This window comes from Actinacidiphila sp. bgisy160 (genome assembly GCF_965342435.1).
Classification (GTDB): Bacteria; Actinomycetota; Actinomycetes; order Streptomycetales; family Streptomycetaceae; genus Actinacidiphila.
The window spans coordinates 13,380-37,627 of sequence record NZ_CBDRCM010000038.1 but is presented as its reverse complement, the minus strand read 5'-3'; the positions used below and the strand labels follow the sequence as shown (position 1 = coordinate 37,627).

The 24,248-nt window shown below is 74.2% G+C and carries 21 protein-coding genes and 1 pseudogene; 10 read left to right on the top strand and 12 right to left on the bottom strand.

The window, feature by feature from the left end; all coding sequences use genetic code 11:
- Window positions 1-2: 2 nt before the first annotated feature.
- From ACRWNP_RS25855 to ACRWNP_RS25840, 4 genes are all read right to left on the bottom strand, one after another.
- A complete protein-coding gene (locus tag ACRWNP_RS25855; RefSeq protein ID WP_431965317.1) occupies window positions 3-1,052 on the bottom strand; it encodes a LacI family DNA-binding transcriptional regulator in 1,050 nt (349 codons plus the stop codon).
- 123 nt (window positions 1,053-1,175) lie between these two features.
- On the bottom strand, window positions 1,176-1,997 hold the full coding sequence (locus tag ACRWNP_RS25850) for a polysaccharide deacetylase family protein (RefSeq protein ID WP_431965315.1): 822 nt from the start codon (window positions 1,995-1,997) through the stop codon (window positions 1,176-1,178).
- Between the two features lie 131 nt (window positions 1,998-2,128).
- Window positions 2,129-2,611, bottom strand: coding sequence for a DUF456 domain-containing protein (locus tag ACRWNP_RS25845; RefSeq protein WP_431965313.1), 483 nt, complete (start codon window positions 2,609-2,611; stop codon window positions 2,129-2,131).
- A 78-nt stretch (window positions 2,612-2,689) separates the two neighbouring features.
- Window positions 2,690-3,679: a helix-turn-helix domain-containing protein gene (locus tag ACRWNP_RS25840; RefSeq protein WP_431965311.1), complete on the bottom strand. Its 990-nt coding sequence runs from the start codon at window positions 3,677-3,679 to the stop codon at window positions 2,690-2,692.
- Window positions 3,680-3,902: 223 nt separating this feature from the next.
- Between ACRWNP_RS25840 and ACRWNP_RS25835 the strand changes: the two genes are divergently transcribed.
- Window positions 3,903-5,300, top strand: coding sequence for a protein phosphatase 2C domain-containing protein (locus ACRWNP_RS25835; protein WP_431965309.1), 1,398 nt, complete (start codon window positions 3,903-3,905; stop codon window positions 5,298-5,300).
- On the opposite strand, the pseudogene ACRWNP_RS25830 reads toward ACRWNP_RS25835, so the two are convergent.
- Window positions 5,258-6,322, bottom strand: a pseudogene (locus tag ACRWNP_RS25830) (glycoside hydrolase family 38 C-terminal domain-containing protein); the annotation flags it as partial. The gene ACRWNP_RS25835 and the pseudogene ACRWNP_RS25830 overlap by 43 nt on opposite strands.
- Before the next feature lie 647 nt (window positions 6,323-6,969).
- On the opposite strand from ACRWNP_RS25830, the gene ACRWNP_RS25825 reads away from it, so the two are divergent.
- Entirely contained in the window at window positions 6,970-8,385 is a 1,416-nt protein-coding gene (locus ACRWNP_RS25825; RefSeq protein WP_431965307.1) for a glycoside hydrolase family 47 protein, read from the top strand.
- Between the two features lie 34 nt (window positions 8,386-8,419).
- Here ACRWNP_RS25825 and ACRWNP_RS25820 read toward each other — a convergent pair whose 3' ends face one another.
- Together ACRWNP_RS25820 and ACRWNP_RS25815 are read right to left on the bottom strand one after the other, a co-directional pair.
- Entirely contained in the window at window positions 8,420-8,788 is a 369-nt protein-coding gene (locus ACRWNP_RS25820) for an OsmC family protein (protein ID WP_431965305.1), read from the bottom strand.
- Window positions 8,789-8,914: 126 nt separating this feature from the next.
- Window positions 8,915-9,568 (bottom strand): GntR family transcriptional regulator, encoded by a 654-nt coding sequence (locus ACRWNP_RS25815; protein ID WP_431965303.1) that lies wholly within the window; start codon window positions 9,566-9,568, stop codon window positions 8,915-8,917.
- Window positions 9,569-9,713: 145 nt separating this feature from the next.
- Between ACRWNP_RS25815 and ACRWNP_RS25810 the strand changes: the two genes are divergently transcribed.
- Window positions 9,714-10,163, top strand: coding sequence for an ATP-binding protein (locus tag ACRWNP_RS25810; protein WP_431965301.1), 450 nt, complete (start codon window positions 9,714-9,716; stop codon window positions 10,161-10,163).
- Between the two features lie 98 nt (window positions 10,164-10,261).
- Here the strand turns inward: ACRWNP_RS25810 and ACRWNP_RS25805 are convergent, their stop codons facing one another.
- Window positions 10,262-11,299: a DUF2637 domain-containing protein gene (locus ACRWNP_RS25805; RefSeq protein ID WP_431965299.1), complete on the bottom strand. Its 1,038-nt coding sequence runs from the start codon at window positions 11,297-11,299 to the stop codon at window positions 10,262-10,264.
- Between the two features lie 383 nt (window positions 11,300-11,682).
- Between ACRWNP_RS25805 and ACRWNP_RS25800 the strand changes: the two genes are divergently transcribed.
- A complete protein-coding gene (locus ACRWNP_RS25800) occupies window positions 11,683-12,492 on the top strand; it encodes a GntR family transcriptional regulator (protein WP_431965297.1) in 810 nt (269 codons plus the stop codon).
- Between the two features lie 3 nt (window positions 12,493-12,495).
- On the opposite strand, the gene ACRWNP_RS25795 is transcribed toward ACRWNP_RS25800, so the two are convergent.
- From ACRWNP_RS25795 to ACRWNP_RS25785, 3 genes are all read right to left on the bottom strand, one after another.
- Window positions 12,496-13,263 (bottom strand): hypothetical protein, encoded by a 768-nt coding sequence (locus tag ACRWNP_RS25795; RefSeq protein WP_431965390.1) that lies wholly within the window; start codon window positions 13,261-13,263, stop codon window positions 12,496-12,498.
- Between the two features lie 637 nt (window positions 13,264-13,900).
- On the bottom strand, window positions 13,901-14,719 hold the full coding sequence (locus ACRWNP_RS25790) for an alpha/beta fold hydrolase (RefSeq protein ID WP_431965295.1): 819 nt from the start codon (window positions 14,717-14,719) through the stop codon (window positions 13,901-13,903).
- A 154-nt stretch (window positions 14,720-14,873) separates the two neighbouring features.
- Complete coding sequence (locus ACRWNP_RS25785; RefSeq protein ID WP_431965293.1) at window positions 14,874-15,539, bottom strand: DUF4097 family beta strand repeat-containing protein; 666 nt, start codon at window positions 15,537-15,539, stop codon at window positions 14,874-14,876.
- Window positions 15,540-15,777: 238 nt separating this feature from the next.
- Here ACRWNP_RS25785 and ACRWNP_RS25780 point away from each other — a divergent pair, with 238 nt between their 5' ends.
- On the top strand, window positions 15,778-16,542 hold the full coding sequence (locus ACRWNP_RS25780; protein ID WP_431965291.1) for a helix-turn-helix domain-containing protein: 765 nt from the start codon (window positions 15,778-15,780) through the stop codon (window positions 16,540-16,542).
- A 153-nt stretch (window positions 16,543-16,695) separates the two neighbouring features.
- Here ACRWNP_RS25780 and ACRWNP_RS25775 read toward each other — a convergent pair whose 3' ends face one another.
- Window positions 16,696-18,342 carry a PucR family transcriptional regulator gene (locus tag ACRWNP_RS25775; RefSeq protein WP_431965289.1) on the bottom strand — a complete coding sequence of 549 codons (1,647 nt, stop codon included), beginning with the start codon at window positions 18,340-18,342 and terminating at the stop codon, window positions 16,696-16,698.
- 265 nt (window positions 18,343-18,607) lie between these two features.
- Here ACRWNP_RS25775 and ACRWNP_RS25770 point away from each other — a divergent pair, with 265 nt between their 5' ends.
- From ACRWNP_RS25770 to ACRWNP_RS25750, 5 genes are all read left to right on the top strand, one after another.
- Window positions 18,608-19,495, top strand: a complete 888-nt coding sequence (locus ACRWNP_RS25770; protein ID WP_431965287.1) for an FAD binding domain-containing protein — start codon at window positions 18,608-18,610, stop codon at window positions 19,493-19,495.
- Entirely contained in the window at window positions 19,486-20,046 is a 561-nt protein-coding gene (locus ACRWNP_RS25765; RefSeq protein WP_431965285.1) for a (2Fe-2S)-binding protein, read from the top strand. Before ACRWNP_RS25770 ends, ACRWNP_RS25765 begins: the two co-directional genes overlap by 10 nt.
- A gap of 5 nt (window positions 20,047-20,051) precedes the next feature.
- On the top strand, window positions 20,052-22,433 hold the full coding sequence (gene pucD, locus ACRWNP_RS25760) for a xanthine dehydrogenase subunit D (protein ID WP_431965283.1): 2,382 nt from the start codon (window positions 20,052-20,054) through the stop codon (window positions 22,431-22,433).
- Between the two features lie 144 nt (window positions 22,434-22,577).
- Entirely contained in the window at window positions 22,578-22,724 is a 147-nt protein-coding gene (locus tag ACRWNP_RS25755) for a hypothetical protein (RefSeq protein WP_431965396.1), read from the top strand.
- A 115-nt stretch (window positions 22,725-22,839) separates the two neighbouring features.
- A complete protein-coding gene (locus ACRWNP_RS25750) occupies window positions 22,840-23,964 on the top strand; it encodes an XdhC family protein (RefSeq protein ID WP_431965281.1) in 1,125 nt (374 codons plus the stop codon).
- Window positions 23,965-24,248 lie beyond the last annotated feature (284 nt).

The window sequence follows — 24,248 nt, the reverse complement described above, 5'->3', positions numbered from 1 at the left end:
GGTCAGGCGCTGGCGCGCCGCACCAGCCGGGTCGGGGTGACGAGCGAGGACAGCGGACGGCCGCCGCTGTCCTCCGCCACCCGCCGCTCCAGGCCCCGGACGAGCAGTCTGACCATCAACCGGCCCATTTCCTCGATCTCCTGACGGATCGTCGTCAGTGGGGGATCGGCCTGCTCCGCCACCGAGGCCATGTCGTCGAAGCCGACGACCGCGACGTCCTCCGGCACCCGCCTGCCCCGCTCGCGCAGCACCCGCAGCGCACCGCAGGCCATCAGGTCCGAGGCGACGAAGACGGCGTCGACGTCGGGCGCCCGGTCCAGCAGCACCGCCGCGGCACGCGCCCCGCCCGCCTCGGAGAAGTCGCCCTCGACGACCAGCCGCGGGTCGGCGTCCATCAGGATGTCGTGGTAACCGTCGAGCCGGTCCACCGACGCGGTCTGGTCGAGGGGCCCGGTGACGGTCGCGATCCGTTGCCGTCCCAGCGAGACCAGGTGGCGTACCGCCTCGCGGGCGCCGCCGCGGTTGTCCGAGTCCACGTACAGCAGGCTGCGGTCCCCCTCGGCGCCCGGCCACCCGGGGCGCCCGCCGAAGACGGTGGGCAGCGCGATCCGGCGGATGATGCCGGGCAGCGGGTCCTCGGCGTGCAGCGAGAAGACCAGGGCGCCGTCCACGTGGCCGCCGGCCAGGTAGCGGCCGACGCGGTCGTAGTCGGCCGTGCCCTCGACCAGCAGCAGGACCAGCTGCGAGTCGTGGACCGCCAGCTCACGGCTGATGCCCAGCAGCTGCTGCGCGAAGAAGGGGTCCGCGAAGACCCGGGTCTCGGGCTCCGCGACGATGACGGCGACCGCCCCGGTGCGCCGGGTGACCAGCGAGCGGGCCGCCTGGTTGGGCACGTAGCCCAGCTCCTCGACGGCCTTGCGGACCCTCTCCACCAGTGCCTCGCGCACCCCCGTCCCGCCGTTCACGACCCGGGAGACGGTGGCCCGGGACACCCCGGCCCGTTCGGCGACGGCTTCGAGCGTCGGGCGCGCTCCGGAGATCTGGTCGGACAAGGGGTGCTCCTCTCGGGACGGGAACAGCGTAGTCCCTCCGGGAAGCGCGAAGAGAGCGCTCTCCCCGCAGCTCGGAGTCGGTTCTGAGAGCGCTCTCCGTTCTTTCCGGCGCCCGCCGGGCGGTCAGCGCACCGGGAAGCCGAAGGCGTAGCCCTGCTGCTTCAGCCAGGGCAGGATCTGCCGCAGCGCCTCGACGGTCTGCCCGCGGTTCCCGCCCGCGTCGTGGAACAGCACCGTCGGCCCGTTGGGGATCTCGTTCTTGACGGTGGCGACCAGCGCGGCGGTCCCCGGCTGTTTGAAGTCCTCGGAGTCCACGTTCCAGCCCAGCGGGCGCATGCCGCGGGAGGCCGCCAGCTGGCGGCTGTACGGGGTGAAGGCGCCGCCCGGAGCGCGGTAGTACATCGGCCGGACGCCGCCCGAAGCCTCGGTGATCATGCGTGCGGCGTCCAGGACCTCCTTCGCCTGGTACTCCCGCGGCTTGCCGGCCATCGTCGTGTCGTGCGTGACGGAGTGGTCGCACAGCCGGTGCCCGGCGGCCACCACCGCCTTCACCAGGCCGGGGTGGGCCTGGGCCTGCGTGCCGACCATGCAGAAGGTCGCCTTCACGCCGTTGTCCTCCAGCACCTGGAGGATCCGCGGGGTCCATCGCGGGTCGGGGCCGTCGTCGATGGTGATGTTGACGCCACGGGGCCCCTTGTCGGAGGCGTGCGCGATGTCCATGTTCACCACGGGGGCGGGCAGTCCGGCGTCCGGCACGGAGGTCTGCCCGGGTATGGGACGGGGCTTGGCGGACGCGGAGGGCTTCACCGGGTGTTCCGCCGCCTGCCGCCCGCCGGCGGTGCCGGCCTGGGCGGTCCACACCGACGCCAGCGCGGCCACCCCCGCCAGGCCCAGTGCCGCCGCCAGCACGCGGCCGTTCGTCCCCCGCATCCCGCTCCACCCCATGTCCGCCCCGATCCCCGTGTTCCAAGTCCGTACGTGCACAGGGGAGGACGGGGGCCGGGGCGCCGGGGATCCGGCTGTTACGGAGCTCTGACAATTCCGCCGGAGGACGGCGACGCGGCGGCCCGCCGGGCCTACGAGGTGAGGACGGCCCCCAGCCACGCCCCGGCGACCAGTAGGCAGGCGAAGAGCTCGGCCAGCAGCGCCGTTCCGGCGGCCCGCATGGCCGTACGGGTGGAGGACCAGGCAGCGCCGTGGCTGCCGAGCCGCATCCGCTCGCCGCCGTAGAGGGAGAGGGCGAAACCGGCCGGCGCACCCACGACCGGCAGCAGGAAGAAGCCGGCGACGGCGCACAGTCCGGCGACGAGGAAGGCCCGCCGGGGCACCCCTGCGTCCCGCACCGACCGGGTGGGCAGCAGCAGTTGGACGGCCTGGTTGAGCAGCAGCACGGCGGTGGCCGCCGCCAGGACGCCCCAGGACAACGAGGTGTGCAGATGGGTCGCCCACCACAGGACCGCGGCCCAGCACATCAGCGGGCCCGGCGCGCCCGGCACCAGTACGCCCAGCAGTCCGGACAGCATGACGGCACCGATCAGGCACAGCTGTCCGGTCCCCATGGGCCCAGCGTGCCCGAAGCCGGGCCCGGCGTCCCTCGGTTTTCCGGTCTCGCCGGCGGCGCCCCAAGGCCGCGCGCCTCAGGCGGGGGCGCGCTCCACCCAGCCCCGCTCGTGGGCGTGCCAGCCCAGTTGCAGCCGGGTGGTCACCTCGGCGAGCTCCATCAGCCGCTTCACCCGGCGCTGCACCGTCCGCAGTCCCAGCTCCAGCTGCTTGGCGACGCTGGCGTCGGTGAGCCCGGCCAGCAGCAGTGACAGGATCTGCAGGTCGACGGCGTCGGGAGCATCGGGTGGCTCCTCCCGCAGGGTGCCCCCGGTGTCCAGGCGGATCGGCAGGGCCTCGCGCCAGACGCTCTCGAACAGTGCCATCAGCGAGTCCAGCAGCCCGCTGCCGTGGACGACCAGCGCGGCGGGGCCGCCCGCGTCCCGGGCCATGGGCACCATCGCCAGCGAGCGGTCGGCCAGCACCAGCTTGGTCGGGACCCGGTCCACCACCCGCACCTGTTCCTCACGGCCGAGCGCCGCCGTGAGTCCGGTGATGCCGTCGGGTCCGCTGATGACCTCGCGCTCGATGACCACGCGGTAGGTCACCCCGCGTTCGGCGGCGCGCTTCTCGGCGGTGTTCTCCATCCCCGACACCACCATCGGGGTGCCCGTCACGAGGGCACAGACCTCCTTCTCCGCGGCCAGCTGGAGCTGGTTGAAGCGGTGCGCCACGGCGCTCGCCCCGGTCACGACCTCCACCAGGTCGTGCGCCGACGCTTCCGCCGCCTCGCCCCGGTACTCCTGCGCCAGCACGGCGGCCGTCAGTTCGGCCTGTTCCAGCTGGTGCCGCCGCTCGGTGAGCAGGGCGCCCAGCGCCACCGTGGGCGGGGCGGCCACCCAGCGGCCGGGCCGGGCGGAGGACCGCGCGACCAGCCCCTGCCGCTCCAGCAGCCGAAGTACCCTGGCGGCCTGATCCTCGGGCATGCCGAGCCGGTGCGAGAGGTCGACGACCTCGGCGGCTCCCAGCCCCACGAGGACGCGGTACGCCGCCTCCTGGGCATCGTCCAGCCCTATGGCACCGAGCACGGGCACCCCTTCCGATCCCGAGAACGCAACACGCGGACATGGCGGAAATGAGCCATGGCGTAATCCCGCCGCCCGCCATCATCCCTGCTCGAACCCCTGTCCTGGCAAGGTGTCCCTACTGGATCGTCCGACGTGCGGCCCGAGGAGGGGGCCGGCCGCCCGTCGGACCATTCGCGTGCCCGAACCCTGTTTCGCCGTGCGCCCGCCGGTGGACAATAGGGGCATGAGTCAGCAGGGGGAGACGGACCGCCGCCAAGAGGACGAGTGGTGGCGGCAGTTGTACGGGCAGTCCGACCCCGGCGGCCGGGAGGCCGGCGACACGCTCGACGACCGCTACAGCTCGGCGCTCTCCGCGCTCGGCGAGGAGGCGGACGACGGCGGCGCGGTGTCGCGGCAGGCCGGCCGGCAGGACACGGCCCCGGCCGCGCCCGGTGACACCCGGCAGGCCGGCACCGGACCGCCCGCGGCCCCGGGCGGCGATGCCGCGGGCGGCGGCGACACGTCCGCGGACGACAGCGGCCCGCCCGACACCCTGCGGCTGCGCCGTCCCGCCCCGCCCCCGGCCACCGCCCCGCGCCCCTGGCAGTACCAGGGCCCGCCCCAGACCCCGGCGGCGCCCGAACCGGCCTCGCCGCCGCCCGGACTGCCACCGGGCTGGGCCCCCGCGGACCCCGCCCCGGATCCGGCGCGGTCCGCGGCGCCATCGGCCACCGCGGCGCCCGCGCCCCCGGCCGGCCTGCCGGAGCCGACCCTCGCCGAGGCGCCGTACGTCGGCGACGGCCCGCCCACGTACGACCCCGAGCCGACCGCCTGGCCGGCGGCCGACCCGGACGACCTCGACGGCCTCGTCCCGGACTCCGAGCTCGACGGCGCCCACTACGGCCTGCTGACGGTCCGTACGGCCTCGGTGCGCGGTGACTCCGCCCGCTACCGGGGCGAGCCGCGCCGCGACGCCGTGCTGACCGCGCGGTTCGGCAGCGGCGACGACGCCCTGCTGTTCATCGCCGTCGCCAGCGGCCCGCGCACCTCGGACACCGCCCACCGCGCCGCCCGTGACGCCTGCACCTGGATCGCGGCGGCGGTGGGCCGCAGCCAGGCCCGGCTCAGCGAGGACATCCGTGCCTCCCGCCGGGGCTCCCTGAAGTCCGGGCTGCACCGGCTCACCGACCGCGCTTACGGACGGCTTCGCGCCCGCGGCGAGGACCTGGGCCTGGACCCGGCCGAGTACAGCGCCACCCTCCGCTGCCTGCTGCTGCCCGCCGGCCCCGACTGCCGCATCCGGCTCTTCTTCGGCGTCGGCGACGGCGGGCTCTACCGCATCCGCGGCGGCGAGTGGCAGGACCTGGACCCCTGGCGGCCCGACGAGCGCGCGGAGACCGAGGACAGCCCGGCCATACACTTCCGCTTCCGCGCCTCCGTGGCCCGCTCCGGCGACACCCTGCTGCTGTGCAGCGGTGGTCTGGCCGCGCCGCTGCGCGGCGAGCCCGCCCTCGTCGCCCGCCTGACGCAGCGTTGGGGTGCCGCCGAGCCCCCGGGCCTGCCGGCCTTCCTCGGCGATACCCAGACCCGGGTCAAGGGCTACGCCGACGACCGTACGGCGGTCGCCGTCTGGGACGCCTGACGCGGCCCTGGAGTCAGCCGCAGCGTCAGGATCTGGAACGGGCGCAGCACGACGGCCACCGTGTCGCCGTCGCGTTCGGCGTCCTCCAGCGGCCGCTCCAGCAGGTCTGTGATCCGGGCGCCGGTGAGCGGGAAGCCCGTGGTGAGCGCGCCCGAGGCGCGGTCGCCCCGCGACTCGTACACGCGCACCACCACGTCGCCGGAGCGGTCGTCGGCGAGCTTTGCCGACTCCACGGTGATGCCGGGATGACCGACCCGCAGCAGCGGCCGCACCGGTGGCAGTGAACCGGCCTGCCGCAAGGGCAGGTTGAGCGCGAGTCCGGCCGCGACCGCGTCGCCCACCGTCGCGCCGGGCAGCAGGGCGTAGGTGAAGCGGTGCGTGCCCTGGTCGGTGTGCGGGTCGGGGCTGTGTGGGGCGCGCAGCAGGGTGAGCCGGACGGTGGTGTCGGTGCCCGAGCGGCCCGCGTCGTGGCCGTAGGTGGAGTCGTTGAGCAGCGCGACCCCGTAGCCGGGCTCGCCGACGTGCAGCCAGCGGTGGGCGCAGACCTCGAACCGGGCCGCGTCCCAGCCGGTGTTGGTGTGGGTGGGGCGGTGCACATGCCCGAACTGGATCTCGGCGGCGGAGCGCTCGGCGAGCACGTCCAGCGGGAAAGAGGCCTTCAGCACCTTCTCCGACTCGTGCCAGTCGATCTCCGTGAGCACCTCCAGCCGGCGGCTGCCGGCGGTCAGCCGCAGCTCCTGGACGATCCGGCTGCCGCCGAAGACCCGTACCACCCGGACGACAGCCCGCAGGGGCCCCTCCTCGACGAGCTCGAGGGACTGCGCCGACGTCAGGTCGGTGTGCCTGCGGCGGTAGTGGCGGTCGATGTCCCAGGCGTCCCACTTGGTGGGGTGGTCGGGGTGCAGCTGCAGCAGGTTGCCGCGCGCCCCCGGCGCCAGCACCTCCCGGCCGGCGGCCAGGTCGCGGACGGAGGCCAGCAGCCCGTCCGCGTCGACCGCGACCCGCAGCAGGCCGTTGCCGAGACGGCCAGTTCGGCGGTGTCGAAGCGATAGAGCGGCTCCGGCCCGGCGGTCAGGACGTCGCCCAGCGGGTTCGGCCGCCAGTCGCGCAGCACGGCGGGGTTGGCCGCGGCCTCCAGCAACAGCCCCACCCGTTCGCCCCCGGCGGCGGGAGCGGCCACCGGGACGTGGCGGTTGAGCGGGTTGATGCCCTTGATCGGCACGCCCTCGGCGTCGTACACCATCCCCTCGGCCACGAAGCCCGGGCCGTCGTTGCCGAACCCCGGGTCGATCACGGCCTCGACCCGGCGGCCGGCCCAGGCCGACGGAACCGTGCCCTCCAGCCGGAACCAGCTGGTCGACCACGGCGGCCCCCAGGACGTGCCCACGGTGAACGGTTCGAACGACCCGTTCGACCAGGCCTTCAGTGCCTCGCCCACCGGCAACGGCTCACCTCGCCGGTCCTCCACATGCCACACGGACATGCCCAGTGGCACCCGGCCGGCGTAGCGGGCGGGCCGGACGAACTGATTCATGGCTCTGGTCAGACGGCCCTCGACCAGCAGACGGTCGTCGTGCATCTCAGCTCCTCGGGTCGGCTCACCGGATGGATTCCCCGTCAATGCGGTGATGTCCCGTAACGCCCGGAAGGCGGACAGGGTTTTCGGGGCATGAGAAAAATCGCGCGTCCCGGCGGTCCCTCCCGGCGCAGATTGCTCGGTGTCGCCGCCCGGCTCGCCCCGCTCGCCGCCGTCCCCTCGGTGTCCCTGCCCGGGCCGGCGGCGGCCGCCAGCGACCCGTACGCGGCCCTCGCCCGCGAGTCCGTCACCGAGTTCCGCAGCGCGTGGGACGCCTACCGCAGACTCGCCTGGGGACGCGACGAGTTGCGGCCGGTCGCCGGTGCCGGCTCGGACTTCTTCATCCCGGGCAGCACCCTGGGCCTGACGATCATCGAGGCGCTGGACACCCTCTACCTGATGGAGCTGGACGAGGAGCTGGACGCCGGGGTCCAGTGGGTGCGCGACGACCTCGTGCTCGCCCAGGACGCCCCCGTGCAGGTCTTCGAGACCATCATCCGCCTGGTCGGGGGGCTGCTCTCGGGGCACCTGGCCACCAAGGACCCGGTCCTGCTCGACCGCGCCCGCGAACTGGCGGACCGGCTGCTGCCCGCCTTCACCCGGTCGCCCACCGGGGCCCCCTACCGTTACGTGAACCTGGCCACCGGCGCGGTCTCCGGCAAGGAGAACTACCTCGCCGAGATCGGCACCTGCATCACCGAGTTCGGCGAGCTGTCCCGGCTCACCGGCGACCGGAAGTACTACGACGCCGCGAAGAAGGCCCTGCGCGCCGTCTACGACCGGCGCTCGCGGCTGAACCTGCTCGGCACCGGCATGAACGTCGAGACCGGCGCCTGGACCGGCACCACCGCCACCCTCGACCCGCCCGTCGACTCCTTCTACGAGTACCTCTGGGACGGCTGGGAGCTGTACCGGGACGAGGAGCTGCGCACCTGGTACACCACGCTCACCGCAGCCGTCCTCCGGCACCTGACCGAGCGCCGCTCCGGACGGCTCTGGTTCCGCCAGGCCGACATGCGCACGGGCGCCACCACCGGGCACGCGCAGTCCGAACTGACCGCCTTCTACGCCGGACTGCTCGCACAGAGCGGCCGTGTCGCCGAGGGCGAGGCCTACCACGACAGCTGGGCCGCCGCCCTGGGCGCCTTCCGCCTGCCGCCCGAGAGCCTCGACTACCACGGACTGCGCGCCCTGGACGCCTCCTACCCGCTGCGCCCGGAGTATGTGGACTCCTGTCTCTTCCTGTGGCTCGCCACGGGAAAGGACCTCTACCGGCAGCGGGCAGCCGAGATGTTCCGGCGGCAGAAGCAGTACTGCAAGGTGGCCGGCGGGTACACCGTGGTGCGCGACGTGACCGCTCGTCCCATGAAGCTCGGCGACCTGACCCCGGCCTACTGGTTCAGCGAGAACGCCAAGTACTACCACCTGCTGTTCGCCCGGGCGCGCCGCTTCGACTACCGCTCCAACTACCTCACCACCGAGGGCAACGTCCTGCGCGGACTGCGCTGATCCGGGGCCGCGGCCGGGCCGGGGCCGAAGGAGGCTAGCCGCCCGCCGCGACGGTGACCTCCGCCTCGTGGTGCACGGGGAAGCCGACGGAGTTGGCGATGAAGCACAACCGGTGGGCGTCGGCGTGCAGCTTGACGGCGGCGTCCAGCATGGCGGCGGAGGCCACCTCCACCCGGGGCCGCAACAGGGCCCGCGTGAAGTGGCCGCCGCCGTCGGCGGTCTCCTCCATCGTGCCCTCCGCCCGGTCGGTGTAGGAGGTGACCACCACCTCGGCGACGGTGCACACGTGCAGATAGGACAGCATGTGGCACTGCGACAGCGCGGCGAGCAGCAGCTGTTCGGGGTTCCAGCGGGCGGGGTCGCCACGGAAGGCGGGGTCCGAGCTGCCGGGTATCGGCGGCACGGGCAGACCGGGCGCGCCGATCTCGTGCTCCCGGCCGTACCCGCGGTGTGCTGGTGCCCGTGCCCCGGTTTCCGGTCCAGACGACCTCGGTGGTGTAGGTGTGGCGCTTGCTGATGTCCGGCACGGCTAACGCTCCTCCTCCGTCCCGTCCCGCTCGTGGGCGGCACAGGTGTCCATGACGTGTTCACGGGCGGCCGCGTGGGCCTCCCCGGCGCGGCCCGCGGCGATCGCGGCGAGCAGCCGGCGGTGCTGCGCCGCGACCTGGTCGGGGCGCTCCGGCGCGGTCAGCGACCGCCGCGTGGAGACCTGGATCTGGTCCCACAGCCGCTCCAGGGACGCGGCGGCCACCGGGTTCGCCGACAGGGCGGCGATCCGGGCGTGGAAGCGCCGGTTGTGCCGGGCGGCCTCGACCAGCAGCCCCGCGGCCGTGGCCCCCTCCGCGTCCGCCGCGAGCCGCTCCAGCGCGGTCAGTTCGGCGGGCGCTATCTCCCCGCGCCGCTGCCGCTCGGCCGCGAGCTCCGCCGTCAGGCCCTCCAGCACCGCCCGCACCTGGTATGCGTGCCGCAGCGCCTCCGGCTCCAGTTCGACCACGCTGACCCCGCGTCCCGCCGAGCGCACCAGCCCGTCGGCGACCAGCGCCTGGAACGCCTCCCGCACCGGCGTACGGCTCATCGCCAGCGCCGCCGCGGCCTCGAGCTCGGTCAGGCGCTGGCCGGGCGCGTACACCCCGTCCAGGATCAGTTCTCGCAGCCGCGTGCGCGCGGCGTCCGTCTGTTGCACCCCGTCATCGTATCCATTGCATGCAATGCATGCAATGGATACAGGAGCGCTCCGTCCCCGCTCCATGACTGGACGTGGCCACGGCGGGGCATGCATTGCGCGTAGATTCGAACCCGAAAGGGCGTCAGCGGCCGGAGCGAAGCCGATGGAACGTCAGCCTGTCCAGCCGGGTGGCACGGAGGCCGGGGGGCCCGTCGAGGCGCGCCGGCTGCACCGGCCCCTCCATCACGCCGATCTGCCGGCCGTCGCCGACGTCCGCAGGCTGCTGCGCGAGGCGTTACGGAGCTGGGGCGTGCCCGACCTCGCCGACACCGCCGAACTCCTCACCACCGAACTCGTCACCAACGCACTCCGCCACACCGGCCGCGGCGCCGTCCTCACCGTGACGCTGCTGCCCGGGGCCGCCGACCGGCTGCGCGTCGAGGTCCGCGACTTCACGACCCGTCCCCCGCGACTGCGTGCCCCCTCCGACCGCCGTACCTCCGGCCGCGGACTGCTGCTCGTCCACTCGCTCGCCGACGCCTGGGGAGTCCGCCCCGACGGTGACGGCACCGGCAAGATCGTCTGGTTCGAACTCGACGCCGCGGTCCGCTGACCGGCAGCCCACGCCCGCCCGCCCCCGGATGGCGCCGCCGCCCCGGCCGGAAGCCCGGGTCACGGCGACGAACTGATAAGGCGTCATGCATTGCGGGATCAGCCGTACTGGCGTTCCAGATCGGCCAGCTTGCGCTCCAGCGAGTCCAGCCTGGGGAGCGCCATGGTGTCGTCCTCGGCGGTGAGGTCGATCGTCGTACGTGTCGTCTCCTCACGCACGGGCGCCAGGGCGGGCCGTGCACGCGGGGGCAGTTCGGCCTTCTCCGGTTCTATGGCAGGCTCCGCGCCGGCCTGGGCGCCCGCCGCGGCCGAGGAGGGCAGTTCGTACTTGCTGCCGCCGCGGTTCCAGATCCGGTGCTGCCGGTTGATCGCCTTGATGCGGGCCCGTTCCAGGCGCGCGTGCTCGCGGCGGCGCATGGCCTCCTGCTCGTTGCGGGTGCGCTCCTCGCGGACCTCCTCGACGGCCTCGTCCAGGGTGCGGACGCCCTCGAGCAGCATCAGCGACCAGGCGCCGTACGTCTCGCGGGGCGCGCGCAGCCAGCGGACCATGCGGATCTGCGGCAGCGGCCGCGGGATCAGCCCCTGCTCTCGCAGGGCGGCCCGGCGCGTCTGCTTCAGGGCGCGGTCGAAGAGCACGGCCGCGGAGAGCGACATGCCCGCGAAGAACTCCGGGGCGCCGGCGTGACCGCCGCCGCGGGGCGCGTGCACCCAGTTGAACCAGGCCGCCGCGCCCGCGAACAGCCACACCAGCAGCCGCGAGCCCAGCGCCGCGTCACCGTGGCTCGCCTCGCGCACGGCGAGCACCGAGCAGAACATGGCCGCGCCGTCGAGCCCGAAGGGCACCAGGTACTCCCAGCCACCGGAGAGGCCGAGGTTCTGCCGGCCGAAACCGACCAGGCCGTGGAAGGACAGGGCCGCGGCGACGGAGGCGCACCCGAAGAGCAGGACGTAGGAGGCCGTGCCGTACACGGCTTCCTTCTTGCGGCGCCGCTCCTCCGCTCGCTCCCAGGAATCGGCCTGGCCCGCCCCTTCCTTGCGGGCCTTGCGGTTGCGCAGGAACACCGCCGCGGCGGCGAGGACCGCCAGACCGACGGCGCACGCGAGCGCCCAGTCCGGCGTTATGTCCGTAAGTCTCATCGTGCGATTCCTTGCGTCGCAGTACCGTCGCGCTCGGGCCGCGAGACGGCGTCCGCGCGCCATCCTGGCGAACGCCCCGGGCGTGCGAGGCGGTTTCAGGGCAAGAGAACGCCAACGGAGGGGCGGCGAGGGACGAGAGCATCAAAATGCTCGAACTGGGGAGCGGGACTGGTTCAGTTGATCGAGTTGCGGCCTGTGGCCTGACGGCTGATCGGATGCCGCGGGTGGAGATCCACAGGAGATGCGGCACACCTCGGACGATCTTGCCGGGGAGAGCCGGCTCACAGGGGCTCGAAGCCCGTCGCGGAGCGTGTTGCAATAGAACGCGGCGCACATTCCCCGCGGGAGTGCGCCAGCGCACACGACTGCCCGAAGGAGCCCCTGTGGAGTACGCCCCCCGCGCCCAGCGGCGCCCCGCGGCGCCCGCGGCGGCCCCCGGGCTGCCCCCCGGCCACGACGAACGGGTCCGGGGTGCCCACCCGTACGCCGAGGCCGGCGGCGAGCCCGCTCCGGACCGTGCCGAAGGGCTCCCCCGCCCGCGCCGGCTGCCCGAGCGGCACACCGTGCGGGACCAGGTCCTGGGCGCCCTGCGCGGCGCCCTGCTCACCGGCGAGCTGCGCCCGGGGGCCGTGTACTCCGCTCCCGTGCTCGCCGAACGCTTCGGCGTCTCCGCCACCCCGGTGCGCGAGGCGATGCAGCTGCTGGCCCGCGAGGGCGCGGTGGAGGCCATGCCGAACAAGGGCTTCCGGGTCGCCGAGCGCACCAGCCGGGACCTCGCCGAGCTCGCCGAGGTGCGCGCGCTCCTGGAGGTCCCCGTCGTGCTGCGGCTGGCCCGTACCCTGCCCCCGTCCCGCTGGGAGCAGCTGCGACCGCTCGCCGAGGCCGCGGTGGCCGCCGCGGCCCTGGGCGACCGCGCCGCCTACGCCGAGGCAGACCGCGCCTTCCACCGCGCCCTGCTGGAGCTCTCCGGCAACCGGCAGCTCGTCGCCGTCGCCGACGAGTTGCACCGCAGGTCGCAGTGGCCGGTCACCGAGGACCACGGTCACGCCCGTCCCGGGGCCGCCTCCGTGCGCGGCATCAGCGCCCGCCTGATCGCCGATGCCACGCAGCACGCGGCGCTGCTGGAGGCGCTGGTCTCCGGCGACCTGGCCACCGTGGAGTCACTGCTGCGCGAGCACTGCTCCGGGGCGTGACGCTCAGCCGGCCTCCGCCTCCAGCTCCTCGGCCAGCCACACGGGCACCCCGCCCAGCACTCGGAACAGCCGCCCCGCCTCGGCGCGCAGCCGCCCCGCCTCGGCATCCGGCTCCACCCCGGCCAGCGCGGTCAGGGCCGGCGCGACCCCGACGGCGTAGCCGAGCGCCACACGGATCCGCAGCGACTCGGCGAAGCCGTGGCGCGCCTCGGCGAGGTCACCGTCGCGGGCCGCCAGCCCGGCCAGGTGCCGCCAGGTGTACGAGGTCAGCAGCACGTCGTCGTGGGCCACCGCCCCCGCGTGGGCCCGGCGGTACGCGGCTTTGGCCGAGTCCGGGTCGCCGCCCAGGTTCTCGGCGACCAGCCCGCGCCGGAAGTCCAGCAGCGGCCGTCCCGCCGCACCGGGTGCCAGCAGCGCGGCACTGCGCATCAGGGCGGCCCGCGCCTCGTCGGCCCGGTCGCGGATCCCGAAGAGCGTCGCCAGGTACGCCAGGTTGCCGCGTTCGCAGGCGGCCTCACCGCGCTCGTCGTCCGTACGGGCCAGGGCCTCCGCGGCGCGCAGGGCGTCCTCCGCCTCCGCCCAGCCGTCCAGGGTGAACATGCAGCGCTCGATCAGCAGCGCCGCGCGCTCGGTCGCCGCCGCCGGCAACCGCTCCGCATGGGGCGTGAGCAGCAGCGCGGCCTCCGTCCAGCACCCGCGGCCCCGCAGCCGCGACACGTCGGGCGGCGTACCGCCACCCGGCGCCCTCGGTCCCACCTCTGCGTCCGACATGGCGGTGTCCGCCACTTGCCCTCCCCGAAGCGCGTCATCGAGCCGGTTGGGCGGAAGTCCAGCACGACACCGGGTGCCACGCCAAGAGGGCGGACGGCGCGTGATCGATTTCCCGGCCGCCCGGACGCCGACTCCCCGCCGCCCCGCGCTCGCCGCCCCGCGTCGGCGTGGCGGACCCGGACCGCCTCGTCGGCTCGAGCGGGAGTCAGTGCGCGCTGCGGGCGCGCCGTGAGGCGACGCCCCTGCCGCTCGCGACCGCGTCGCGGACGCGCCGATCGGCGCCCGCGCCCACCAGCTGTCCCCGGGGCGAGCTCGACCGCCGGCGCGCGAGGAGGTGATGCGCCCGGGCCCCGGGGGCGGACGCCGATGGCCCCGACGCTGCCGGGGCGCGCGCGGTCAACGGCCCGGGCGGTGTGCCCCGTCCCGGCCGCACCGCCGTGGCCCGCGCCCAACCTCCCTTGGAGGAAGGGCGATGGACCGCCGGCGTTGGCCCGGATCTGCACCGCCATCGGGGCGCACCGGTGCGCGGAAGAGTACAACCAGCCCTCGGGCAACGGCTGGTTGCGGCCCTTGACGCGACCGGTGATGACGATGGCGGCGAGGACGTGTAGTCGTCGTCCGCCGGCCGGCCGTGTCGTCAGCGCCCTCCGCGGTCGAGGGCGGCGACCTCGCGTACGGCCTCGGCGACGGCCGGGAAGTCCCTCTTGAGGATCGCGTCGTGATTGCTGGCGACCTTCGCGCTGATCTCGATGTTCGCGTTGCGGGCGACCACCCCGTCGAGGCCGGCGCGGATCCGCTCCTGCTCGTCACCCTTGCTTCCGAGGGACGTCCCCGAGGCGACCACATACCGCGCCGGGACGGTGATGTTGTCCAACACGGGTCCCAGCTCGTCCACGCGGGCGAGCCTGCCGAGCTCGATGTTGCTGTTCGCCATCTGTTCGGCATTCATCCGCGGGGTCAGGCCCGTCGGGCGCAGCAGCGGCAGGAACCAGCTCATCCGGCGGAAGGTCTTCCGGATCCGCTGCTCCATGGCCGCATCCAGCCAGTTGTACGGTTGCGCACCGTCGACCAGGACCGCGCCGATGGCACGGCCCGGGTTGCGGCCGGCCCAGTGAGCCGCGACGAACGCCCCGTAGGACCAGCCCACCACCAGCGCCCGGTCCACCTCCCGGGCCGCCAGGACGGCGTCGACGTCCCGGACGGCTGCTTCGAAGGAGTAGTCCGCCGAACGCTTCGATTTCCTGCCGCGGGCCCGCTCGTCGTAGGTGATGTGACGCCAGTTCGTGCCCAGTTCGGCGATGACCCGCCGCCAGTACCCCTGGGTGGCGAACTGGCCGTTGAGGTAGACCACCGGGATCCCGGGGCCTCCGGTGTCGGTGACCGCCAGGGCCGTGTCGTCCACCGGCACCATGCCGCTCCACTGAGCACTGGTCGAGGACGTGCTGCACTTCGTCATGTGATCCCCCTGGTCGTGTCGGGTGTGTTGTGCGGCTTGTCCGTGCCTCGGTCGCCCGCAAGGCCGCTTGCGGGCGAACAGCCGGGTCCTTTGCGAGGACCGACAGGATCTCTGTCGGGGTGGACCCGGCCGGATGATGCTGGTTCCGCTCGGCTCAGAGGCTGCGGGCGGTGATGTCGCCGCGGGAGGTGGTGGCGCGGATGTCGAGGTCGGCGGTGCCGTCGTTCTTGAGGGTGTTGCTGACGCGGCCGTAGCCGGTGCCGGCGTCGAGGGCGGCTGAGACGCCGGTGGCGGCCGCGATCGCGATGTCGCCGGTCTGGGTGCGCAGTACGACGGTGCCGCGCAGGGCCTCGCCGATCCGGATGTCGCCCCGTGCGGTGTCGATCTCCGCGGGCCCGTTCAGCCGGCCGACCTCGACATCGCCGTCGATCGCGGTGAGGCGGACGCTCGCGGCCTCGTCGATCTTGATCTGGCGGTACGCGCCGTTGAAGGCGATGTCGCCGAGGCGTCCGACGGAGCGGAACTCGGCGCTGGCGGCCTTGGCCTCGACGCGTGAGCCGGCGGGCAGTTGGACGGTGACCTCCAGGGATCCGGACGGGCCGAAGAGCCGGTTGTCGGGGGTCGGGGCGGTGATCCGCAGGACGCCGTCGGCGTAGGTGACGGTGGTCTGCTCGGCGGTCTTGATGTCGCGGCTCTTGGCGGGGTCGGCCGGCAGGACCTCGACGGTGGTGTCGGCTCGGTCCGCGGCGATGAACTGGATGCGTCCGGCGGGGATGTCCACGACGGCGGAGATCAGGGCGGGGGTGTCGAACTTCTGCATCGTGCTCTCCCGTGCTCGGTCGTTGTTTCTGACATTGAAAACGCTACGTTGCTTTCCGTCCTCAAGGCAACGCGCTCGTTGCATAGAATTGGAGTTTATGCAGGTCAAATGTCCAAAAGTGTTGCAATGGAGTGAGCTCAACGCAACGACGACTGTGTCGGATCGTTGCAATGGATGGGAGTGAACGCTATGGTGGGGGATCGGTGACCGCCACGAGGAACAACCCGAGGAGACCGCGATGCCGGGAGGCAGGCTCACCCTGCTGGAGCGCCAGCAGATCGCGCTGGGGCTGGCCGACAGCCTCCCCTACGCCGAGATCGCCCGGCGCCTGGACCGTCCGACCTCGACGATCACGCGGGAGGTGATGCGCAACGGCGGTCCCACCGCGTACCGCGCAGACCTGGCCCACCGCGCCACCGAACGCCGCGCCCACCGGCGCAGGCCCGCCCCCTCCCCGGGGCCGGGAGCGCCCGCACAGGGCCACGGACGGGACGCCGGGGCCGTGACCGAGTACGAGGAGACGTTCACCACCCTCCTCATGCAACAAGGTCTGCCCAAGATGACGGCCCGGGTGCTGACGAGCCTCTTCACTGCCGACGCGGGCAGCCTCACCGCGTCCCAACTCGTCCAGCGCCTCCAGGTCAGCCCGGCGTCCGTCTCCAAGGCTGTCGCGTTCCTCGAAAGCCAGGGCCTCGTCCGCCGGGAACGCGACGAACGCCGCCGCGAGCGCTACTTCGTCGACGACGATGTCTGGTACCAGTCGACGATCGCCGGCGCCCGCGGCACCGCCCAGGTCGCCGAGATCGCACGGCAGGGCGTCGGCATCCTCGGCCGCGGCACCCCGGCCGCCGCCCGCCTGGAGAACATCGCCCGCTTCAGCGACTTCATCAGCGAGAGCATCCACCGCGCCGCGGAGCAGGCCCGCGAGATCCTCCGCTCGAAACCCGAAGCGGCCTCAGGCGGTAGGGCCGGGCCGGTTCCGGATCGCGGACAGCCGTCTTGACGGTCGCAGCCTGCGGCGCCCGCGCAGGCTGGTTCAGCCTGAGCCGGCCCGTCGAGCGCCCGCCGGCGGCCTCGTTGAGATCGCTCGGCAGGGCGCCGGCATTCTCCGCTGCGACACCACTGCGGGTGCGGGGCCCGCCGGCCGGCGGCGGCGTCAGCTCATCCGCAGGGCCAGGAAGAAGTCCACCTTGTCCTCCAGGCGCGACAGGTCGCGGCCCGTGAGTTGCTCGATCCTGCCGATCCGGTAGCGCAGAGTGTTGACGTGCAGATGCAGCCGGTTCGCGCAGCGCGTCCAGGAGCCGTCGCAGTCGAGGAAGGCCTCGAGCGTGGGGATGAGCTCCGCGCGGTGCCGTCGGTCGTAGGCGCGCAGCGGGTCGAGGAGCCTGGCGGTGAAGGCGCGGCGGACGTCGTCGGGGACGAAGGGCAGCAGCAGGACGTGGGAGGCGAGCTCCTCGTGGCCGGCGACGCAGACCCGGCCCGGGCGGGCGGCGGCCACGCGGCGGGCGTGGCGGGCCTCCTCCAGGGCGCCGCGCAGCCCGTCGGCGGTGTGGACGGTGGCGCTGACGCCGATGGTGAGCCGTCCGTCGCCGTCCAGGCCCCGGGTGAGGGGGCCGCGGAGCGCGGAGAGCAGGCCCTGGGCGGACAGCTCGGGGGCGGCGCCGTCGGACTCGAGCGACGCCAGGGGGACGAGGGCCATCGCCTCCTCGCCCGCGTGGGCGACGGCGATGCGGTCGGCCGGGTCGGGGCCCACCGCGCGCGGGTCCACCAGGGCCTCCTCCAGCAGGGCCTGGGCGATCGGCCCCGCGGTGGGCCCGCCGCCCGCCCAGTCGACGCGGGCGACGACGACCTGCCAGTGCGGCGCGGCGCCGAGCCCCGGCACCAGCACGGGCGCGGCCACGCGCAGCCGCGCGGCGATCTCGCCCGGTGGCGCGCCGGTCTGCACGAGGTCCAGCACCTCGGCGGCGAGCCGGCGGCGCACGGTGCGCGCGGCGTCCCGCCGGTCGCGCTCGACGGCGATGAGCTGGGTGACGCCGTCCAGCAGGTCCAGGCGTTCGGCCGGCCAGTCGCCCGCGTCGGCGTCGACGGCGAGGAACCAGTCGGACAGCATGGTGCCGCGGATGTCGCCGACCGGGTCGCCGCTGCGGATGGGGAAGAGCGAGTAGTGGCGGCCGGCGGCGTAGGCGTGGTGCGGCCGGCGGCGGCCGGTGCGGGCGGCGGCCAGGTGCTCCCCGGCGAGCTCGGCCCGTACGCCGGCGGTCAGCGGGTGGTCGGAGCCGGCGATCCGGCGGCCGGTCGTGGACAGCACCCAGGCACGCAGGTCGAGGTCGCTGCCGAGCAGGTCCAGCACGGCGTCGGGACCACCGCCCTCGGGCCCGGAGGTCATCAGCCGGCGGTGCCGTTCCACCACGGCGGCCAGGTCCCCGGCGCGCTCGGTGGACACCTGGCGCACCACGTGCTCGGTGATGGAGGCGAAGGCGACGTCCTCGTCGACCGCGAACAGCGGCAGCCGGTGCCGGGCGCACGCCAGCACCAGGTCGTCCGGGACGGAGCCCAGCTCGGCCTCCCCGGCGGCGAGACCGGCGACCCCGGCCGTGGCGAGGATCCGCACGAAGCGCTCGGAGTCGTCCGGTCCGCGGCGCCACGCCAGTCCGGTCAGCACCAGCTCACCGCCGGAGAGGTAGCGGCTGGGGTCCTTCAGGTCGGTGGTCATCACGCCACGGACGGTGCGGTCCAGCTCCTCCTCGCCGCCGAGCAGCCGCAGGCCGAGGGCATCGGTGTCCAGCAGTGCGCGCAGCCGCATCGTCGTCGCCTCGTCTCGAACGCTTCCCTGTCCGACGCGGTACCAGGGTGGCGCCCGCTCGGTTGCATCGGTGTTGCCGTGTCGATGCCGACAGGTTTCAGGTCCGCGTCTTTCGGAGGAATCTACAAGACCAGCGTACCGACCAGCGAAGTGCTTCATGTGTTCGGTGACTGCACCGGGCACCGCGCCCGGACGTGTACTGGGTCACACAGCGTGAACAGGACATGAAAGGCCATCCCGTCCCCCGACGAAGAAGAGAGCGCTCATGGACTTCCTGCGTCCCGCGACCTGGGAGGAGGCCCTCGCCGCCAAGGCGGAGCACCCCACGGCCGTACCCATCGCGGGCGGCACCGACGTGATGGTCGAGATCAACTTCGACCACCGCCGGCCCGATGTCCTGCTGGACCTGAACCGCGTCGGCGACCTGTACGAGTGGGAGGTGGGGGAGGAGACCGTACGGCTGGGCGCCGCGGTCCCCTACACCCGCGTCATCGAGGCCCTGGCCAGGGAACTGCCCGGCCTCGCGCTCGCCGCCCGCACCGTGGGCTCGCCGCAGATCCGCAACCGGGGCAGCGTCGGCGGCAACCTCGGCGCCGCCTCCCCGGCCGGGGACTCGCACCCGCCGCTGCTCGCCGCCGGCGCCGAGGTGGAGGCGGAGTCCGCACGCGGCACCCGGCTGATCCCAGTCGAGGAGTTCTACACCGGGGTGAAGCGCAACGCCCTCGCCCCGGACGAGCTGATCCGCGCCGTGCACATCGCCAGGGCCGACGGCCCCCAGCAGTTCTCCAAGGTCGGCACCCGCAACGCCATGGTCATCGCGGTCTGCGCCTTCGGCCTGGCCCTGCACCCGGCCACCCGCACGGTGCGCACGGGCATCGGCTCGGCCGCGCCCACCCCGGTCCGCGCCACCACCGCCGAGGAGTTCCTCACCGCGGCGCTGGAGGAGGAGGGGCTGTGGGACAGCGGCCGGATCATCCCGCCCTCCGTGGCAGCCCAGTTCGCGGAACTGGCCGCCGGCTGCGCCAGCCCCATCGACGACGTACGCGGCAGCGCCGCCTACCGCCGCCACGCCCTGATGGTCATGGCCCGCCGCACCCTCGGCTGGACCTGGGACGAGTACCGCGGCGCCGAGAGGAGCCCCCGATGCGCGTGACCTTCACCGTCAACGGACGGCGCCAGGAGGCCGACGACGTGTGGGAGGGCGAGAGCCTGCTGTACGTCCTGCGCGAGCGCATGGGCCTGCCCGGCTCCAAGAACGCATGTGAGCAGGGCGAGTGCGGCTCCTGCACGGTCCGGCTGGACGGCGTGCCGGTGTGCGCCTGCCTGGTCGCGGCCGGCCAGGTGCAAGGCCGCGAGGTCGTGACCGTCGAGGGCCTGGCGGACTTCGCCAAGGAGCGCGACACGGGCGAGGCGGGCCCCGGCACCGACCCGGGCGCCGCGCAGCGGTGGCAGGCGCGACCCGCGGGCCCGGCCACCGGGCTGTCGCCGGTCCAGCAGGCCTTCGTCGACGCCGGGGCCGTCCAGTGCGGCTTCTGCACCCCCGGGCTGCTGGTCGCCGCCGACGAGCTGCTGGAGCGCAACGCCCAGCCCACCGACGCCGACATCCGCGAGGCACTCTCGGGCAACCTGTGCCGCTGCACCGGCTACGAGAAGATCCTCGACGCGGTCCGCCTCGCGGCCGCCCGCACGGGGACGGAGGCCTGACCGCGATGGGCGTGACCCGTACCCCCACCCCCACCACCCAGGGCAGCGAGACCCGGGGCGGCATCGGCGAGTCCACGCTGCGCCCCGACGGCGTCCTCAAGACCACCGGGGAGTTCGCCTACGCCTCCGATCTGTGGCACGAGGACATGCTCTGGGGCCACACCCTGCGCAGCGCGTACGCGCACGCCGAGATCGTCTCCCTCGACGCCTCGCAGGCGCTGGCGCAGCCCGGTGTGCACGCCGTGCTCACCTACGACGACCTGCCCACCGGCGTGCGGCACTACGGCCTAGAGATCCAGGACACCCCCGTCCTCGCCCACGGCCGGGTCCGGCACCACGGCGAACCGGTCGCGCTGGTCGCCGCCGACCACCCCGAGACCGCCCGCCGCGCCGCTGCCAAGATCAAGGTCGAGTACCGGCAACTGCCCGTCGTCGTCGACGAGGCGACCGCCACCGCCCCGGACGCGCCGCTGATCCACGAGGACCGCACCGACCACCACAGCGGCCACGTCCCGCACCCCAACATCGTGCACCGCCAGCCGGTCGTCCGAGGCGACGCCGACGCCGCCGCCCGGCGCGCCGACGTGGTCGTCACCGGCGACTACGAGGTCGGCATGCAGGACCAGGCCTTCCTCGGCCCCGAGTCGGGCCTCGCGGTCCCCGCCGAGGACGGCGGTGTCGACCTCTACATCGCCACCCAGTGGCTGCACGCGGACCTGCGCCAGATCGCCCCCGTCCTCGGCCTGCCGGAGGAGAAGGTGCGCATGACGCTCTCCGGTGTCGGCGGCGCCTTCGGCGGGCGCGAGGACCTGTCGATGCAGATCCACGCCTGCCTGCTGGCACTGCGCACCGGCAGACCCGTCAAGATGGTCTACAACCGCTTCGAGTCCTTCTTCGGGCACGTCCACCGGCACCCCGCGAGACTCCACTACGAGCACGGTGCCACCCGCGACGGGAAGATCACCCACATGCGGTGCCGCATCGTGCTGGACGGCGGTGCCTACGCCTCCTCCTCCCCGGCCGTCGTGGGCAACGCCTCCTCCCTCGGCGCCGGCCCGTACGTCATCGACGACGTCGACATCGAGGCCCTCGCGCTCTACACCAACAACCCGCCCTGCGGCGCCATGCGCGGCTTCGGCGCGGTCCAGGCCTGCTTCGCCTACGAGGCGCAGATGGACAAGCTCGCCGCCGCCCTCGACATGGACCCGGTGGAGTTCCGGCGGCTCAACGCCATGTCCCAGGGCAGCGTCATGCCCACCGGACAGGTCGTCGACTCACCGGCTCCCGTCGCCGAACTGCTGCGCCGCGTCAAGGCGATGCCGATGCCGCCGGAGCGGGAGTGGGAGAGCGCCGGCGGCGGCGTGGACGTCCGCGCGCTGCCCGGCGGGCTGTCCAACACCACGCACGGCGAGGGCGTCGTCCGCGGCGTCGGTTACGCCGTCGGCATCAAGAACGTGGGCTTCTCCGAGGGCTTCGACGACTACTCCACCGCCCGCGTCCGGCTGGAGGTGATCGCCGGCGAGCCGGTGGCCACCGTGCACACCGCGATGGCCGAGGTGGGTCAGGGCGGCGTCACCGTGCACGCCCAGATCGCCCGCACCGAGCTCGGTGTCACCCAGGTCACCATCAACCCCGCCGACACGCGGGTAGGTTCGGCCGGCTCCACCTCCGCCTCCCGGCAGACGTACGTCACCGGCGGCGCGGTGCGGCACACCTGCCAGGCGGTGCGCGAACGCGTCCTGGAGATGGGCCGCGCCAGGTTCGGCACGCACCACCCCGCCTGGGCGACCGCCGAACTCCTCCTGGAGGGCGGCAAGGTCGTCACCGACGGCGGTGAGGTGCTGGCGGAGCTCGCCGAGGTGCTGGGCGACGAGGCGATCGACATCGAGCGGGAGTGGCGCCACCGCCCCACCGAGCCCTTCGACCTGCGCACCGGACAGGGCCGCGGGCACGTCCAGTACGCCTTCGCCGCGCACCGGGCCGTCGTTGAGGTGGACACCGAACTCGGCCTGGTCAAGGTCGTCGAACTCGCCTGCGCCCAGGACGTCGGCAAGGCGCTCAACCCGCTGTCGGTCATCGGCCAGATCCAGGGCGGCACGACCCAGGGCCTGGGGCTGGCCGTCATGGAGGAGATCCTCGTCTCCGACCGGGCCACGGTGCGGAACCCGTCCTTCACCGACTATCTGATCCCCACCATCCTCGACACGCCGCCCATCCCGGTCGACGTGCTCGAACTCGCCGACGACCACGCCCCCTACGGGCTGCGCGGCGTCGGCGAGGCCCCCACCCTGTCCTCCACCCCCGCCGTCGTCGCCGCCATCCGCGCTGCGACCGGTCTCGCCCTCAGCCGCGTACCGGTACGGCCGGAGCACCTGACCGGAACGTGAGACGGCTCAGCCCGTCGCCGTCCGGCGCCGGGCGGCCCACCGCACCACTGCCGGGCAGTCCCCCGGGTCGTGCTGCGGACCATCCCGAATCCCGTGCGGCGCACGCCGTCCGGGTGTCCCTGTGAACCTTGGGAGTGGCACCGCATGACCCAGTCGACCCCGTCAGCCATGCACGCGACCGCCCCGGAGGACCCCGGCGCGCCATCGCGCCGGCCGGCCGGACGCACCCGGCTCGACCGGTACTTCCACATGTCCGAGCGCGGCTCCACCGTCGCCCGCGAGCCGGCGTGATCGTCTTCACGCTCGTGCCGGCCGGCTTCTCTGGGTGCTCACGGCCGTCTTCGTCGTCCACTTCGCCCTGCACCCTCCCGAGGGCCTGCTCGACATCTGTTGAGGATCCGCCACCATGCTGGACATCGCCGACGAACTGCACCGCTGGGCCGTCGAGGGCAGGCCGTTCGCCGTCGCGACCGTCGTCGCGGTCGGCGGCAGCGCGCCCCGGCAGCCGGGCGCCGCGCTCGCCGTCGACGCCGAGGGCACCGCGGTGGGCAGCGTGTCCGGCGGGTGCGTGGAAGGCGCCGTCCACGAGCTCTGCCGGGAGGTGCTGGAAACCGGCGAGCCCGTGCTGCGGCGCTTCGGCTACTTTGACGACGACGCGTTCGCCGTGGGGCTGACCTGCGGCGGCGTCATCGACATCTTCGTACAGCGGATCGCGCCCGGGGCGCAGCCGCAGCCGCAACTCGCCGCGGCGCTGGCGGCCGCCTCCCGCGGGGAGGCGGCTGCCGTGGCCAGGGTCGTGGCGGGCCCCTCCGGCCTGCCCGGCCGGACGCTGCTGGTGCGGCCGGGTGGAGCGTACGACGGCACCCTCGGCGACCGGGACCTGGACCGCACCGCCGCGGCCGAGGCCCACGCCCTGCTGGCAGCCGGCCGCACCGCCACCGTCGGCATCGGGGCGGACGGCGGGCGCTGCGGCGAGCCGCTCACCCTGCTGGTCGAGGCCAGCGTCCCGCCGCCGCGCCTGCTCGTGTTCGGCGCGATCGACTTCGCCGCGGCCCTGGTGCGGGTCGGCGCGTTCCTCGGCTACCGGGTGACGGTCTGCGACGCGCGCCCGGTCTTCGCGACCGCCCGGCGCTTCCCGGAGGCCGACGAGGTCGTCGTGGACTGGCCGCACCGTTACCTCGAGCGCACCGCGGTCGACGGCCGCACCGTCGTCTGCGTGCTCACGCACGACGCCAAGTTCGACGTGCCGCTGCTGGAGCGGGCGCTGCGCATGCCCGTCGCGTACGTCGGGGCCATGGGTTCCCGGCGCACGCACGAGCAGCGCCTGACCCGGCTGCGCGAGAAGGGCCTCGGCGAACCCGAACTGGCCAGGCTGCACAGCCCGATCGGCCTCGACCTCGGCGCCCGCACGCCCGAGGAGACGGCGCTGTCCATCGCCGCGGAGTTCGTCGCCCACCGCCACGGAGGCACGGGGCGCCCCCTGCGGGGCGCCCACACCCCCATCCACCGCGCGGCTTCGTCTCGGGCGTGAGGCGCGGGGTTGCTGCGCGCGGGTCGTTCGCGCCTGCGGCGGGCATCCCCGCCCTCCCGCCCCAGCCTTCGGCCGGGGGACCCCCACCTCGGCGCCCGCGGCGCTGCCCCACGTCGTTCGGCGCCGCGCCCACCGCTCGCCTCCCCAGCTACCGCCGTGAGGTGCCCCCGAGGGCAGGTGGCTGCTCGCCGCCTCGGACCCCGAGGCGGACCACCACGACGTGGCCTTCGCCTGACCGGCGCGGGCGGCGCCGGGGCCGGGCGGGTGATCGTTCCGCCCGGCCG

Coding starts and splice junctions, on each gene's coding strand:
- ACRWNP_RS25850 (WP_431965315.1), bottom strand. CDS start 1,997: ATGGGGTGGAGCGGGATGCGGGGGACGAACGGCCGCGTGCTGGCGGCG.
- ACRWNP_RS25845 (WP_431965313.1), bottom strand. CDS start 2,611: ATGGGGACCGGACAGCTGTGCCTGATCGGTGCCGTCATGCTGTCCGGA.
- ACRWNP_RS25835 (WP_431965309.1), top strand. CDS start 3,903: ATGAGTCAGCAGGGGGAGACGGACCGCCGCCAAGAGGACGAGTGGTGG.
- ACRWNP_RS25825 (WP_431965307.1), top strand. CDS start 6,970: ATGAGAAAAATCGCGCGTCCCGGCGGTCCCTCCCGGCGCAGATTGCTC.
- ACRWNP_RS25810 (WP_431965301.1), top strand. CDS start 9,714: ATGGAACGTCAGCCTGTCCAGCCGGGTGGCACGGAGGCCGGGGGGCCC.
- ACRWNP_RS25805 (WP_431965299.1), bottom strand. CDS start 11,299: ATGAGACTTACGGACATAACGCCGGACTGGGCGCTCGCGTGCGCCGTC.
- ACRWNP_RS25795 (WP_431965390.1), bottom strand. CDS start 13,263: ATGTCGGACGCAGAGGTGGGACCGAGGGCGCCGGGTGGCGGTACGCCG.
- ACRWNP_RS25790 (WP_431965295.1), bottom strand. CDS start 14,719: ATGACGAAGTGCAGCACGTCCTCGACCAGTGCTCAGTGGAGCGGCATG.
- ACRWNP_RS25785 (WP_431965293.1), bottom strand. CDS start 15,539: ATGCAGAAGTTCGACACCCCCGCCCTGATCTCCGCCGTCGTGGACATC.
- ACRWNP_RS25780 (WP_431965291.1), top strand. CDS start 15,778: ATGCCGGGAGGCAGGCTCACCCTGCTGGAGCGCCAGCAGATCGCGCTG.
- ACRWNP_RS25775 (WP_431965289.1), bottom strand. CDS start 18,342: ATGCGGCTGCGCGCACTGCTGGACACCGATGCCCTCGGCCTGCGGCTG.
- ACRWNP_RS25770 (WP_431965287.1), top strand. CDS start 18,608: ATGGACTTCCTGCGTCCCGCGACCTGGGAGGAGGCCCTCGCCGCCAAG.
- ACRWNP_RS25765 (WP_431965285.1), top strand. CDS start 19,486: ATGCGCGTGACCTTCACCGTCAACGGACGGCGCCAGGAGGCCGACGAC.
- pucD (WP_431965283.1), top strand. CDS start 20,052: ATGGGCGTGACCCGTACCCCCACCCCCACCACCCAGGGCAGCGAGACC.
- ACRWNP_RS25755 (WP_431965396.1), top strand. CDS start 22,578: ATGACCCAGTCGACCCCGTCAGCCATGCACGCGACCGCCCCGGAGGAC.
- ACRWNP_RS25750 (WP_431965281.1), top strand. CDS start 22,840: ATGCTGGACATCGCCGACGAACTGCACCGCTGGGCCGTCGAGGGCAGG.